This window comes from Paenibacillus lactis, assembly GCF_017873605.1.
GTDB classification, from domain to species: Bacteria; Bacillota; Bacilli; order Paenibacillales; family Paenibacillaceae; genus Paenibacillus_AQ; species Paenibacillus_AQ lactis.
On sequence record NZ_JAGGKI010000008.1, the window covers coordinates 254,242 to 267,409 of the forward strand.

The following is a 13,168-nucleotide window of genomic DNA, read 5'->3' on the forward strand; positions in this document are numbered from 1 at the left end:
TATAATAAGACTACATCCTGCGATGTTCGTTTCGGTTTTCCGTTGTTTTGAACCAATGACGATGTCTAGGGAGATCAATATGTAACCGTGGCTGGAAAGCCCTGTCTATATGACAAGGGGAATTCATAAGCGGTTCTGCGGTCACCCACCTGCTTAAGCAGGTTCGAAGACAATGTTTACCGGACGGCATAGGCGGGTTTCGTACTGATTATGAAGCGGCATCTCTTTATTTCGAATCCGAAGTGAAGAGATGCCTTTTTTTGCTGGATATAAAGGTTTGCTGAAAGCCTAAACAATGTTAAACTAGTAGGTAAAGGAACGGTCATTTATAAAGGAGGAACGGTCTTTGTCATTAAAACGAGTTCTAATCGGTATCGTGCGCAGCTATGACGGCACAAGCGACCGTGCGAAAGATCCCAAGCTGAAGACGCGTTATTACAATCTTTCAAAAGAAAAGTGTTTTGAAGAGGTTACCTCGACACTCAAAAAAATTCCGGGCTATAAAGTGCTGCATGAAGTAAAGTCCGTTGGAGAAATCACACTCGAGAAAAGAACGTCCTTCGGACGAACGCTGGACATTACCGTATCCGTGCTGGGCATCAGTCCCGTACGCAGCGCAGTTGATATGTATTCGGCCTCCCGCGGCTCGCTGGGCGACCTGGGGGCGAATTACCGGGTCATCCTGAACCTGTACGCTGTGCTGGACAAGAAGCTCGGCAAGTATAAAGTGGATGCTTAGGCAATAGATAAAAGCGGGAGAGCTGCTCTCCCGCTTTTTTAAAGGTGATGCTTTTATTTTCGTATGTAACCGCGGCTAAGCGGTTCTATCGAAGAGACTTCACGGCATCGACGGCCGCTTCGTAGTTCGGATGCTCTGTCATTTCACCGAGGTATTCCACATAGGCGATCTTGTCTTCCTTGTCGACCACGAAGATCGAGCGCATATCAAGCTGGAATTCCTTGATGAGCACGCCGTAGGCTTCCCCGAAAGAACGGGATTTGTAGTCCGACAGTGTAATGACACGGTCGACGCCGGCTGCTCCGCACCAGCGGGCTTGGGCGAACGGCAGGTCGGCGCTGATCGTCAGCACGACAACGTCGTCTCCGAGCCCTGCGGCTTCTTCGTTGAAGCGGCGGGTCTGCGCATCGCATACGCCGGTGTCGAGGGAAGGGACGACGCTGATCAGCTTGATTTTGCCTGCAAAGTCCTTAAGGGATGCATCCTCCAGCAGGTTTTTGCTCACCGTGAAATCAGGTGCCGAATCGCCAACCTTAAGCTGAGGTCCGATAAGTGTAATAGGATTGCCCTTGAATGTGGCAGCCCCCGTGCGTTCTTGAGCCATGAGAAATCTCCTCCTTGGATATCAAAGTTTGGTGATCAGGTTCATGGTACATTATAATCTTTTTAAAAAGGATATGTCCACTTTCCGGACGTCCTGTTTGGCTTGGAAGAGGAGGATGCTATGATATTTGTTCGTTATGAGAACTGGAGAAGCTATCTCCGTTATTATCCCGTCACTTCGCTGCTGCTGGTTGCAAACCTGGTGATGTTCTTTATTACGGTCTTCGACGGCGGCTCCCGAAATCCGATCACGCTGCTGAAATACGGGGCGCTGACGGATCTGCCGCAATTTACGGGGGAACCTTGGCGTTACGTGACGGCGATGTTTTTGCACAACGGGTTCGATCACCTGCTGTTTAACAGCTTTGCCCTGCTCGTCTTCGTCCCGCCGCTGGAGCGCATTATGGGAAGCTGGAAGTTCGGGCTGCTCTACCTGCTCAGCGGCATTCTGGGGAACGTGATCGCCCTGGCTTATTACGGCCGTATGGAAGGCTATGAGACTCTTGTGGGCGCGTCAGGCGCCATCTACGGGGCCTACGGAGCCTATCTGTATATTGCGCTCTTTCAACGGCATGTCATGGACATGGCGTCGCGCAGGACATTGTTCACTTTGCTGATCTTAGGGATTGTCCTCTCCTTTACGCCGGGAATCAGCCTCGTCGCGCATTTCGGCGGACTGATCGGCGGGTTTTTCCTCTATGGTCTGATGATTCGATTATTTAAGCAGAGGACTTAATCAGATCTGTAGAGGTGCTGTAACAAATATAATGAATGATCCGATAAAGTTTTCTAGGGAATGAGAATGGAGCGATAAAAGGCGTGGAATTACGACAGTTGCAATACTTTGTAAAGGTTGCGCAGAAGGAACACGTTACCCAAGCGGCGGAGGAGCTTCATGTGGCTCAGTCAGCCGTCAGCCGTCAGATTCATCAATTGGAAGAAGAGCTGGGTGTTAATTTGTTCATGCAGAAGGGCCGGAATCTGCAGCTGACTCCGGTCGGACAGCTTTTTTGCAAACGGGTGGAAAGCATCATGAAAGACTTGGAGCGGGCGGTCGTCGAAATTCATGAATTTCTGGACCCGGAGCAAGGGGAGATTCGCATCGGATTTCCTCACAGCCTTGGCATACACTTGATTCCTTCGATTGTAGCCGAGTTTCGGAAGAAGTATCCGAACGTCAAATTCCGGTTCAAGCAAGGCATGTTTCCGACGCTGATCCGGGATGTGGTGACGGCGGAGGTGGATCTGGCCTTCGTGTCGCCGTTTCCGGAACGGCATGAGCAGGTGGATGGAGATATCGTGCTGACGGAGGAGCTGTTCGCGATCCTGCCTCCGAATCATCCGCTGGCCGGCGAGAAGTCGATCAAGCTGGAGCAGCTCAAGGATGAGCGGTTTGTGCTGTTCAGCAAAGGCTACTCCCTCCGTCCGATCGTCTGGCATGCTTGTCTGGAAGCCGGATTCACCCCGAAGATCGCCTTCGAGGGGGAAGAGACGGATACGATTCGGGGACTGGTTGCAGCCGGCATGGGGGTTAGTCTGCTCCCCGAAATGGCGCTGTTTCAGACCAACCCGCTTCAGCCGGCCCGTGTTCAGATTTCCGAACCGAAGGTTACGCGTTCAATCGGCCTGATTCATCGCGCGGATGAGAAGCTTCCGCCTGTTGCCCAGGCCTTCCGCACATTCCTCCTTCAATATTTCGGGATTGATCCATCCGTCAAGCCGGAAGGAGAAGAAGGGGAGTCGGTTTCATCTCCCTAGTTAGCGCATTGCGGTTCGTTATTCGAATTATCATAAGTTTCCACAGAAAAAGGGCTTCCCTTTACGCCGGTAGCGGCTGTAAGGGGAGGCCCTTTGCTTGTTGCATCTTTGGATTGTCATCCGATCATGCCGCTAGCGGCCCGATCGGGGGTGATGGTAAGCAAGATTACTCTCGATTGCTTGTAAAGATCATAATGTAACGGATCAGCTCCAGCAAGGAAATCAGCGCTGCTGCGACATAGGTCAGAGCGGCAGCATTCAGTACCTTGGCCACACCGCGTTCTTCGTTGTTCGCAATATAACCTTCCTGAACCATCAACTGGCGGGCACGGCTGCTGGCGTTAAACTCGACAGGGAGTGTTACCAGCTGGAAAGCCACGGCGCAAGAGAAGAAGATGATACCGAGACCGACGAGGTTCATCGCCTGGAACAGGAACCCGGCAATTAGGAGAAACGGTGCGATGCCGGAAGCGAAGTTAACGACCGGGAACATCTTGTGACGCGCCACCAGCATCGGATAATGCTCGGCATGCTGGATTGCGTGGCCCACCTCGTGACATGCTACCGAAACCGCAGAGATCGAACGCTCGTAATATACCGGCTCCGACAAGCGAACCACCCGTTTAACGGGATCGTAATGGTCGGACAGTGCGCCCGGCACCGGTTCGATCGGCACATCGTGCAGACCGTTGGCGTCGAGCATGCGTCGTGCGGCATCATAGCCGGTCAATCCGGTGCTGTTGTCAACCTTAGCCCATTTATTAAACGTTCCTTTTACCCGGAACTGTGCCCATAAAGAGAAAATAAAAGCGATGATAATAAGAACAAACATCCAGTCAGCGTACATTTATCATACCCCCATCGTAATAAGATTGTGACTGCTACATGACTACATCGACGTGAATTGATTCAGCAAAATTTGAAGTGACTCGATACATGCAGCTCCTTTGGGCAAAATATTCGCAAGTACCTCCCGGGCCTGACTAGGCTTCATCTCACGAAGAAGCGGATTGAGCTCCTTGACGTTGCGCTCCAGCTGCTTCATCTGGATTTCCAGTTCGGTCAGCTTTTCGGTCATTTCGGAATCATTCGGTACGGATTTCCACCGGTTCAATCTGTCCTTAATCTCTTCGAGAGTATATTTCTCTTGCTTCAACTGATTAATACGTTCGAGCGTGCTTAAGGTTTCGGAACTGTACAAACGGTAATTTTTTAACGTCCGTTTTTCAGGGGAGATCAATCCCAGCTTGGTGTAATAATCAATGGTTCTTTCACTGATTCCGGCTGCCTTCGCCAGCTCTCCGATCCGGAAAAGGTTTCCTTTCATGATCCCCATAATGAAATCACCTCACAGGTTCTTTGATTGGACATTAATGAAAGCAATATATTTTCATTTTAATAGAAATATGATACATGATTCGGAACCGTACAGTCAAACGTCATAGTTGTGACGAATATGCTGGCCGATGCCCCTATACCGCTTCCTAAGAAATGTACGGAGAGTTTGCACTGTAAACACTATATGTTATATTTTATTACATAAAACGGCGGTTTGTTATCATTTTTTTGAAAAAAGCCGTTGAAATCGCGAAGGATGCTCCCTATAATAACAATAAGAATTTGAACTTGTGTTATATTATATGACATGAAGGGGAGTGCAAGGCTTGATGAAAAAAAGATGGATTGGTTTAATGGTGGGGATGCTCGCATTACTGGTGTTTCCGGTTAATGCGTTCGCCGCGGAAGAAGGGGCCTCAAACGTTGAATTGACGGCGGGATTAAACTCCGTATTCGTATTTCTGGCTGCCTTGCTTGTATTCTTTATGCAAGCCGGCTTCGCATTGCTGGAGGCAGGCTCGGTCCGGATGAAAAACGCCGGGCACGTCGCTGGGAAGACCTTCCTCACCTTCGGCATTTCGATTGTCGCATTCTGGGCGTTCGGATTTGGTCTGGCCTTCGGCAACGGCAACAGCTTCTTCGGGTTTGAGGGCTTCTTCCTAAGCGGAGATAATGCCGCAAGCTCATTCGACTCATTGTCGATTTATGATGTGCCGACAACGATTATGTTCTTATTCCATCTGTCCTTCGCTGCCGTATCCTTGGCAATCGCCTGCGGCGGCATGGCAGAACGCGCTAAGCTCAGCGTGTATATCGTGTTTGGACTGTTGTTCACGATCGTCATTTACCCGGTCGTTGCTCACTGGGTATGGGGCGGCGGCTGGCTCGGTGCTCTGGGGATGCAGGATTTCGCCGGTTCGACCGTCGTTCACTTGACCGGTGCTACGGCAGCTCTGGTAGCTACTATTCTGCTGAAGCCTCGTCTTGGCAAATACAACAAAGACGGGAAGCCCAACAGCATTCCCGGCCATAACCAAGTGCTGTCGGTTCTCGGTGTATTTATCATTTGGATCGGCTGGTTCGGCTTTAATCCGGGCAGCACCATTTCGGCGCTGACGGACGGATTCTTCGGCTTCGTTTCTTTAAATACGAATATCGCAGCGGCAGCAGGCGCGCTGGCAGCCCTGCTCATTTCTTGGGCGGTGCTCGGCAAAGCCGATATTCCAAGCATGCTCAACGGTATTCTGGCTGCATTCGTTGCAATCACCGGCGCTTGTGCATTCGTAGAGCCATGGGCCGCAGTCGTTATCGGTGCGATTGCAGGAACGATTACCTTTTTCACGGCGCAGTGGTTTGACCGCAAAGGCATCGACGATCCGGTATACGCGTTCTCCGTGCACGGCGTCGCCGGAATGTGGGGGGCGGTATCCACAGGCCTGTTCGCGGCTCCACGACTTGTTGAAATTACCGGCGTCGGTAAAGCAGGACTGTTCTACGGCGGAGGCTTCGGCCAGCTTGGCGTGCAGCTCCTCGGGCTGATCGGCACATTCGCATTCGTGCTCGTGATCTCCTTTATCATTTTGTACATTATGAAAGTAACGATGGGTCTTCGCGTAACGGAGGAAGAGGAGTTGATGGGTCTGGACATCAGCGAGCACGGAACGTATGGTTATCCGGAGCAAATGAAGCTGATGACCGAATCCGAAGTAAAATCGGGCAGCTTCCGTACCGGACCGAATCCGGCACCGGGCAGTGATCCTGCGCTTTAAGCATTACTGTCATGTGAATGATTGAATAAATAAGGAGGCCGCAGCATGGAATCCAAAGCATCCGTCAACCGGCTTCCGGAGCATTCGGAAATGCCGGACATTCAGAAAGCAAATTCAGTCGAGCAATTGCGTGATGTACGGATTACATGTCAACAGCAGCTGCTTGATCTGCGCCCCAAGATGGAGTTTTTGGAGTGGGTCGCTTCCGTGAACAGCATGCATGACCAGATCAACAGGCGCGCAGCGGAGCTCTGTGAGCAGAACATGTGGGAGGCCGGCTTCGGACGGCTTCCCGCACGTTATGCTTTTGTTGCTTTTGGCAGCATCGGAAGGCAGGAGGCGACATTATGGAGCGATCAAGATAACGGTCTGATCATCGGCGATGAGATGCAGGGGGAGGATCTGGCATATTTCCGCGAATTCGGTTTGAGACTCGCCGACATGCTGGAAGTGCTGGGTTATCCAAAATGTCCGGGCAGGGTGATGTGCTCCGAGCCCTTGTGGAGTATGCGTCTTGAAGACTGGAAGAATCAGATCCTTGAATGGAGCAGTAATCACGAGTGGGAGCCGATCCGGAATCTGATCATAGCCTCCGATCTTCGCCTCATCGCCGGATGCCCCGAGCTTTCTGATGCATGGCTGTCCCATTTCCGAAGCTCGGTGGCGCAGCATCCGGGAATTACGCATGCCGTGTTGCGAAACACGGTCCGGCATAAAGCTACGCTAAACGTGATGGGCAGAATCGTGACCGAAAGGTTCGGCGAGCATGCAGGCGATTTTGACGTGAAATACGGGATGTATATCCCGCTGGTGAACAGCATTCGAACGATGGCGCTACAGCGGGGAATTATCGAGCATTCCACCTTGAAGCGGATGGAGAAAGTGATGCTGCTCGAAGGGGATAATTTGCTGCTCGAGAGCGTGCAGCGCGCATTCCTTACAGCCTTGCGTTACCGTAACGATACTCCTTGGCGCATCGAGGATGGGCTGGTCAAGAGCAGCGGTTATATTCAGAAAGAGCAGCTTAAGAACAAAAACGTGCAGTATGAGCTCCGCGATACGCTGGGCGTGGTGAGACGGATTCACCGCTCCTTGCAGCGAGAGCATCGTTTTGCGGAAAGGAGGAACCTATGACAGAGCCAGTCCAACCGGGCGGAGGGTTCTGGAATATGCTCCGCCCCCGCAACATCCATTCCGCCATCACGTCAATGCGCGGTGCCCAGACGGCGCAGCAGCTTGCCTTTATCCGTTCGCAAATGAAGGATAACCGGAGGCCGGAAGCTTTGGGGACGCCCCTGAACGAGTTGGAGGTCGTCGTGTTCGATCTGGAGACGACAGGGTTCCATCATCAGCACGGTGATGAAATCTTATCGTTCGGAGCGGTCAGGGCCATAGGAGAGCGAATCATCGAAGAGGATGAATTCCACATGATCGTTAACAGCGGCGCTCCGGTGCCTCCTTCGATCACGGAGCTGACGGGCATAACGCAGGCTATGGTCGATGAAGCCCCGCCTTTAGTGGAGGGGCTTCGCGATTTCATGAGCTTTGTCGGCGGCAGTGTTCTGGTTGCCCATGCTGCCGCGCATGACCGGGGGTTTCTGAATGCGGCGCTGTGGAAAACGTCTAAGGTCCGTCTCTCCCACAGACTGCTGGATACGATGATGCTGGCACAGAAGCTCTTCCCCGGACAAACTGGCTACAGCCTGGATGAGCTGCTGCAAAGCAGCGGCATTCCGGTGGAAGGAAGGCACCAGGCATTGTCCGATGCCCGGATGACCGCCCGCCTGTGGACGCGCTATATACGGGAAATCCAGGAGCGGGGCTTTGCCGAAACGCTTGGCGATATGTACGTTTATTTAGGCAAGGATTGAATCGCAGCACGAGCCCCGAGCCGTTTCCGGCCGTTGAAGGGCCAGTAGCAGTATCGTTCAGCAGCCGGGGTGGGCTGTCTAACCATCGTCCCGGATCTCGAAGGTATGAGGGAGGAGCGATTGTATTTTCTTAACCCCTCGTTCATCCTTGTCCATGCGTGCTTCAACCCGGTAGGCGTTCAGCTTAAGCTCTTCTGTCCCGGTTCCAGCCGGTGTGCCGATGAGATAAATACTGAACAGGCCGCCGAAGGCCTGCAGGTCGGCAAGGTCCTTCCGTGAGGGCTCCGGGTGGGAGGAGGGATGGCTGTGGAACAAGCCGATGATGCCGCGCTTCGACAGGAGAAGGCGGGTCCATTCCGCCGGCTCAAGCCGAAAATGATGCAGCGGATCCTCGGCGGTATTCGGTACAGGTATAAATTCCGATACGCTTATCGGTGCATTTTGATGATTCCCCTGCCCGATAAGGATTCCGCATGCCTCTTGAGGAAGCGCGGCGTATGTATAAGCAGCCATCTGCTCGAATACGGGCCTGCAGAGGAGAATGGGGCGGAACGGATTCTCTGATTTATTCATGGTCATCCTCCAATTACTATCTTCGTGCTGCGTGGTTTGAAAGCTGCCGGTTTCAGGGTACAATAGGTATTGGATGCTGATTGATATTAGCGGGGATACGCTTCTTCAAAGCAGCATCCTACTAAGTATAGCAAAGGAATCCATACCCATGAAACGTAACATCATGATCCTGGTTCTGATCATTATCGCGGCGGGTGCCGTCATTTATAATCAGGCCGGCGACGATATCGAGGCCGTCTTCTTGCAGGAGAAGCCTCTTCCGACCGAGACGGGAGCCAAAGCAGGGCTGCTCGCCCCGACTTTTACGCTCCAAGGCTTTGATGACAAAGAGACGTATTCCGCCGGAGGCCCGCGTGATAAGGCGCTGCTGATCAACTTCTGGGCGTCCTGGTGCGGTCCCTGCCAGCAGGAAGCGCCGGAGCTTAACAAGCTGGCGGAGCAGTACGCAGATGAACTGGAGATTTACGGGATTAATGTAGGCAAATACGATAATAAGAAAAAAGCAGAGCAGTTTATTCAAGACTACAATCTTCGTTATCCGATCCTCACGGACCCGAAGGGGGAGGTGTTCGAGGGGCTGTACCATGGCCAAGCCTTCCCTACGAACGTCCTGATCGATCGCAACGGCGTCATCCAGGAAATCATACTCGGTGCGCCTGATCCGAAAGATCTGCACAAGAAGGTTGCGAAGCTTGTCAAGGAGTAAGCGGCGGCATATAAAAAAGCGCAGGTATCCGATCTTGCTTGGATACCCGCGCTCTTTTTCGTTAAGTGGAGTAGTGATTAGTGATTGACCAGCCCCTGCCGTTTCTCGGCTGCATGCACATGCTCCGGCGATATTTGGCCGAGGAGGGCATATCTCATACTGTCGACCAGCGCCTCCCAGCTCGCTTCGATGACGTTGCTGGATACGCCGACCGTATTCCATGAATTCTCGAAGTTTTTCGATTCGATCAATACGCGGACCTTCGCGGCAGTGGCGTCTTTATCATCCAGGACGCGCACTTTATAGTCGGCCAGATGCATTTCCTTAAGCGTTGGAAAGTATTGAACGAGCGCCTTACGGAGCGCGTTGTCAAGCGCATTGACCGGTCCGTTGCCTTCAGCCGCCGTGTAGATACTCTCCCCGGCAACGTTCACCTTAACGAAGGCCTCGGAGACTACCGGCTGTCCGGCTGCCTTCTCGACAAGCATTTTGAAGGATTCGAAGGTGAACAACTCCTTCAGCTCCCCGCTCGCTTCCCGCAGCAGCAGCTCCAAGGATGCGTCGGCACCCTCGAACTGGTAGCCTTCATGCTCAAGCTCCTTGATCTTTCCGATAATATGCTTTGACTGCTCGCTTGCCGGATCGAGCGCTATGCCCATATCTTGAGCCTTGGAGACGACATTGCTCTGGCCGGCCAGCTCGGATACGAGCACCCGCTGCTTGTTCCCGACCTTCTCAGGCTCGATGTGCTCGTACGTCCGGGAATCGCGCAAAATGGCGGAGACGTGGATGCCGCCCTTGTGGGCAAAGGCCGCATTGCCGACATACGGCTGATTGACCGGCATGTTGACATTGGCAATTTCGCTGATATATCTTGCGGTATTGGTCAAGGTCCGCAGATTCTCTTCGCCGATGCATTCGTAACCGAGCTTCAGCTGCAGATTCGGGATGATGGAGCACAGATTCGCGTTACCGCAGCGTTCCCCGTATCCGTTCATCGTTCCCTGAACGTGGCGGACCCCGGCCTGTACAGCGCTTAGCGTATTGGCTACCGCCAGCTCGCAGTCATTGTGCGTATGAATCCCCAGGTTGGCACCTGGCAGAGGGCCTTGCAAAGAAGTGACGATCTGCGAAATTTCATGCGGCAGGCTGCCCCCGTTCGTGTCGCACATGACGAGCCAATCGGCGCCTGCTTCACGGGCTTTGGACAACACGGCAACCGCATACTCCGGATTATTCTTATAGCCGTCGAAGAAGTGCTCGGCGTCAAAGATAACCTCGAGTCCCTTCTGCTTAAGAAAGGCGATGGAATCATAGATCATGGACAGATTCTCTTCCAGCGTCGTCTGAAGCGCCGTATGGACATGGAAATCCCATGACTTCCCTACCAGCGTCGCGGCCTGTACGCCCGACTCCAGGATTCGCTTCAGATTCGCATCCTGCTCCGCAACGGAACCTTTGCGGCGGGTGCTGCCGAACGCCGTTATTTTGGAGGTTAAGCGAAGCTCCTGGACTCTTTTGAAAAACTCGATGTCCTTGCTGTTGCTTCCCGGGATCCCGCCTTCAATATAATGAACACCAAGAGCATCCAGCTTCTTGGCAATTTTGACCTTGTCGTCCGCTGACAGGCTGACTCCTTCGCCTTGGGTTCCGTCGCGAAGCGTCGTATCAAAGATGGAAATGGACTTAGACATGATGTCCTCCTTTTTGGGTGTCCGGGATGGACTGTTTTTAGTTTGTGTGTGATTCATTCATAGCGCTTGCATTCCAGATGCCGCAAGCCTGAAGCAGTGCTTCTTATGATGCTTGTTGGTATACGATTTTCTTATAATTTTGTATTATAGCATTTCTTTGCGGGAAAGTAACAGAGTAAAACAAACTTTTAAGAAAGCAAGCCGTCTTGACCGTTCGATTCGTCGAGGGGTATGCTGTAGGCGTCAGGAATGTAACCTTATCCTTATCGAATATGAGATTAACCGCGTCTCGGATTTAAGATAGAACCGTACCAAACAGAAAGAAGGTATCCCCATGGGACATATTGATGATTATTATCCGGCCAGCGGCCGCGTCATTCTACATGTGGATATGAATGCTTTTTACTGCTCGGTGCATGAGGCGGAAGAGCCGGAGCTGTATCGCGGCAAGCCGACGGCCGTCGCCGGGAGCGTCGAGCTGCGCAAAGGGGTCATCGTTACCTGCTCCTATGCTGCACGTGCCCTCGGCATTCGCACGGGAATGAATGTAAGGCAGGCGCTGCGGCTGTACCCGGACCTGATCATCATTCAGCCTGATTTCCATCTGTACCGGAAGTACTCCAATGCGTTTATGAATATAGCGTATGCTTACACGCCGCTGCTGGAAGCGACGTCGATCGACGAATGCTATCTGGATATTACCGGCTCCAAGCAATTCGGCACACCGCTCGATATCGCGAAGGAGATCCAGGAACGGATCCGCGAGGAGCTGTCCCTGCCATGCTCCGTCGGCATCGCGCCGAACAAGCTGCTCGCCAAGATGGCGTCGGACATGAAGAAGCCGAGCGGGCTCTCGGTGCTCCGGATCCGGGATGTGCCGAATGTGCTGTGGGGCAAGCCGTGCGCCGAGCTGTTCGGCATCGGCCGCAAGACGGCCGAGAAGCTTCGCAAGCTGAACATTCTCACCATCGGCGATCTGGCCAAAGCCGATGAACATTTGCTGACTTCGGCCTTTGGCGTGACGGGGGCTTGGATGAAGCGCGCCGCGAACGGGATTGACCATTCACCTGTCGTGGCGGAACGGGAGCAGAGCAAATCCATCGGGCACACGACGACGCTGCCGCAGGACGTCACCTCGAGTGACGAAGCGAAGCGCGTGCTGCTGAATTTAAGCGATCAGGTTGCGCGCCGGCTAAGGCGTAAGGGCTTGATGGCCAGCGGGATCCAGATTACCCTGCGCACGCCGGATATGAAGACGATCACCCGATCGAAGCAGCTTTCCGTTCCGACCGAGAATACGGAAGACATCTACCGGGAAGCCTGTGTATTGTATGATCGGCATTGGAAGCAGGAACGCCCGCTTAGGCTGCTCGGCGTCACGCTGCAGCAGCTTGCCCGGAAGGAGGAAGCGGCGATTCAGCTCGATCTGTTCGATTATGAGAAGCAGCCGAAGAAGGAGTCGCTGACCCGGGTTATGGACGAGCTGCGCAATAAATTCGGGGAGAGCGCCGTGCTGACGGCCGGCATGCTGGGTGATGATCCGTCGTCCCTCATCCGCGATCATAAACGGAGAGGAACATCGCTGCAGATGGACTTTGCCAGAGAGCATGGCCAATCGCGAAATAACGAAGATTAGACGTCGTTTTGTCGGAATATGTTAGGAAATTTATTTGTATTCCTAAAAAAATTGTATTAATATATGAAGATGGCGGAGCAAATCCGTTGGCTTGTATTTTGTTCATTTAAAAGAATGTTTATAGATATACAGGAGGAAGAGAGACTATGGCTAAATACACCTGGGTTGATAAAGATACATGCATCGCATGCGGCGCTTGCGGAGCAACAGCCCCTGATATTTACGATTATGATGATGAAGGCCTGGCGGAAGTAATCTTTAACGGGGACAATAACCGCGGGGTGACGGAAATACCGGAAGACATGCACGACGATATGCTCGATGCTTGCGACGGTTGCCCGACGGATTCGATCCGCATCGCTGACGAACCGTTCAACGCTGAATAATTGCGAGTCGGCTAAATACTATAACATCCTATATTTATGAACTCATAACTTACGTCCCCTGCCTGCAGCGGCAGGGGACGTTTTTCGTATGCGCA

Annotated in this window: 14 protein-coding genes and 1 other RNA gene; 10 read left to right on the plus strand and 5 right to left on the minus strand. The window is 52.7% G+C overall.

The genetic code is table 11. From position 1 onward, the window contains the following. Positions 1-11 precede the first annotated feature (11 nt). Together ssrS and J2Z18_RS16800 are read left to right on the plus strand one after the other, a co-directional pair. Positions 12-203: non-coding RNA, 6S RNA (gene ssrS, locus J2Z18_RS16795), on the plus strand. 143 nt (positions 204-346) lie between these two features. Beyond that, complete coding sequence (locus tag J2Z18_RS16800) at positions 347-739, plus strand: DUF1499 domain-containing protein (RefSeq protein ID WP_007127702.1); 393 nt, start codon at positions 347-349, stop codon at positions 737-739. Positions 740-824: 85 nt separating this feature from the next. Here J2Z18_RS16800 and tpx read toward each other — a convergent pair whose 3' ends face one another. Beyond that, positions 825-1,343 (minus strand): thiol peroxidase, encoded by a 519-nt coding sequence (tpx, locus tag J2Z18_RS16805; protein ID WP_007127703.1) that lies wholly within the window; start codon positions 1,341-1,343, stop codon positions 825-827. A gap of 120 nt (positions 1,344-1,463) precedes the next feature. Between tpx and J2Z18_RS16810 the strand changes: the two genes are divergently transcribed. Beyond that, entirely contained in the window at positions 1,464-2,078 is a 615-nt protein-coding gene (locus J2Z18_RS16810) for a rhomboid family intramembrane serine protease (RefSeq protein WP_007127704.1), read from the plus strand. Between the two features lie 83 nt (positions 2,079-2,161). Then, positions 2,162-3,100, plus strand: a complete 939-nt coding sequence (gene gltC / locus J2Z18_RS16815; protein WP_007127705.1) for a glutamate biosynthesis transcriptional regulator GltC — start codon at positions 2,162-2,164, stop codon at positions 3,098-3,100. 166 nt (positions 3,101-3,266) lie between these two features. Here the strand turns inward: gltC and J2Z18_RS16820 are convergent, their stop codons facing one another. Continuing rightward, complete coding sequence (locus J2Z18_RS16820) at positions 3,267-3,947, minus strand: zinc metallopeptidase (RefSeq protein ID WP_007127706.1); 681 nt, start codon at positions 3,945-3,947, stop codon at positions 3,267-3,269. Between the two features lie 42 nt (positions 3,948-3,989). Then, on the minus strand, positions 3,990-4,436 hold the full coding sequence (locus J2Z18_RS16825; RefSeq protein ID WP_007127707.1) for a MerR family transcriptional regulator: 447 nt from the start codon (positions 4,434-4,436) through the stop codon (positions 3,990-3,992). 331 nt (positions 4,437-4,767) lie between these two features. Here J2Z18_RS16825 and J2Z18_RS16830 point away from each other — a divergent pair, with 331 nt between their 5' ends. Genes J2Z18_RS16830 through J2Z18_RS16840 form a run of 3 tightly spaced genes read left to right on the plus strand, consistent with a single transcriptional unit; the run spans position 4,768 to position 8,078 of the window. Further along, positions 4,768-6,207: an ammonium transporter gene (locus J2Z18_RS16830; protein ID WP_007127708.1), complete on the plus strand. Its 1,440-nt coding sequence runs from the start codon at positions 4,768-4,770 to the stop codon at positions 6,205-6,207. Positions 6,208-6,252: 45 nt separating this feature from the next. Then, on the plus strand, positions 6,253-7,341 hold the full coding sequence (locus J2Z18_RS16835) for a DUF294 nucleotidyltransferase-like domain-containing protein (RefSeq protein ID WP_007127709.1): 1,089 nt from the start codon (positions 6,253-6,255) through the stop codon (positions 7,339-7,341). Continuing rightward, entirely contained in the window at positions 7,338-8,078 is a 741-nt protein-coding gene (locus J2Z18_RS16840) for an exonuclease domain-containing protein (protein ID WP_007127710.1), read from the plus strand. The genes J2Z18_RS16835 and J2Z18_RS16840 overlap by 4 nt, the downstream gene beginning before the upstream one ends. A gap of 78 nt (positions 8,079-8,156) precedes the next feature. On the opposite strand, the gene J2Z18_RS16845 is transcribed toward J2Z18_RS16840, so the two are convergent. Further along, positions 8,157-8,651: a M67 family metallopeptidase gene (locus J2Z18_RS16845; RefSeq protein WP_007127711.1), complete on the minus strand. Its 495-nt coding sequence runs from the start codon at positions 8,649-8,651 to the stop codon at positions 8,157-8,159. A gap of 148 nt (positions 8,652-8,799) precedes the next feature. Between J2Z18_RS16845 and J2Z18_RS16850 the strand changes: the two genes are divergently transcribed. Then, complete coding sequence (locus tag J2Z18_RS16850) at positions 8,800-9,357, plus strand: TlpA family protein disulfide reductase (RefSeq protein ID WP_007127712.1); 558 nt, start codon at positions 8,800-8,802, stop codon at positions 9,355-9,357. Between the two features lie 77 nt (positions 9,358-9,434). Here the strand turns inward: J2Z18_RS16850 and cimA are convergent, their stop codons facing one another. Further along, positions 9,435-11,051, minus strand: coding sequence for a citramalate synthase (gene cimA, locus J2Z18_RS16855; protein WP_007127713.1), 1,617 nt, complete (start codon positions 11,049-11,051; stop codon positions 9,435-9,437). Between the two features lie 334 nt (positions 11,052-11,385). Between cimA and J2Z18_RS16860 the strand changes: the two genes are divergently transcribed. Next, on the plus strand, positions 11,386-12,687 hold the full coding sequence (locus J2Z18_RS16860; RefSeq protein ID WP_007127714.1) for a DNA polymerase IV: 1,302 nt from the start codon (positions 11,386-11,388) through the stop codon (positions 12,685-12,687). Positions 12,688-12,833: 146 nt separating this feature from the next. Beyond that, on the plus strand, positions 12,834-13,073 hold the full coding sequence (locus J2Z18_RS16865) for a ferredoxin (protein ID WP_007127715.1): 240 nt from the start codon (positions 12,834-12,836) through the stop codon (positions 13,071-13,073). Positions 13,074-13,168: the final 95 nt, after the last annotated feature.

Bases quoted from the DNA above. Each gene is read 5' to 3' on its own strand.
- tpx (WP_007127703.1), bottom strand. From the start codon at position 1,343: ATGGCTCAAGAACGCACGGGGGCTGCCACATTCAAGGGCAATCCTATT.
- J2Z18_RS16810 (WP_007127704.1), top strand. From the start codon at position 1,464: ATGATATTTGTTCGTTATGAGAACTGGAGAAGCTATCTCCGTTATTAT.
- J2Z18_RS16820 (WP_007127706.1), bottom strand. From the start codon at position 3,947: ATGTACGCTGACTGGATGTTTGTTCTTATTATCATCGCTTTTATTTTC.
- J2Z18_RS16825 (WP_007127707.1), bottom strand. From the start codon at position 4,436: ATGGGGATCATGAAAGGAAACCTTTTCCGGATCGGAGAGCTGGCGAAG.
- J2Z18_RS16830 (WP_007127708.1), top strand. From the start codon at position 4,768: ATGAAAAAAAGATGGATTGGTTTAATGGTGGGGATGCTCGCATTACTG.
- J2Z18_RS16835 (WP_007127709.1), top strand. From the start codon at position 6,253: ATGGAATCCAAAGCATCCGTCAACCGGCTTCCGGAGCATTCGGAAATG.
- J2Z18_RS16840 (WP_007127710.1), top strand. From the start codon at position 7,338: ATGACAGAGCCAGTCCAACCGGGCGGAGGGTTCTGGAATATGCTCCGC.
- J2Z18_RS16845 (WP_007127711.1), bottom strand. From the start codon at position 8,651: ATGAATAAATCAGAGAATCCGTTCCGCCCCATTCTCCTCTGCAGGCCC.
- J2Z18_RS16850 (WP_007127712.1), top strand. From the start codon at position 8,800: ATGAAACGTAACATCATGATCCTGGTTCTGATCATTATCGCGGCGGGT.
- cimA (WP_007127713.1), bottom strand. From the start codon at position 11,051: ATGTCTAAGTCCATTTCCATCTTTGATACGACGCTTCGCGACGGAACC.
- J2Z18_RS16860 (WP_007127714.1), top strand. From the start codon at position 11,386: ATGGGACATATTGATGATTATTATCCGGCCAGCGGCCGCGTCATTCTA.
- J2Z18_RS16865 (WP_007127715.1), top strand. From the start codon at position 12,834: ATGGCTAAATACACCTGGGTTGATAAAGATACATGCATCGCATGCGGC.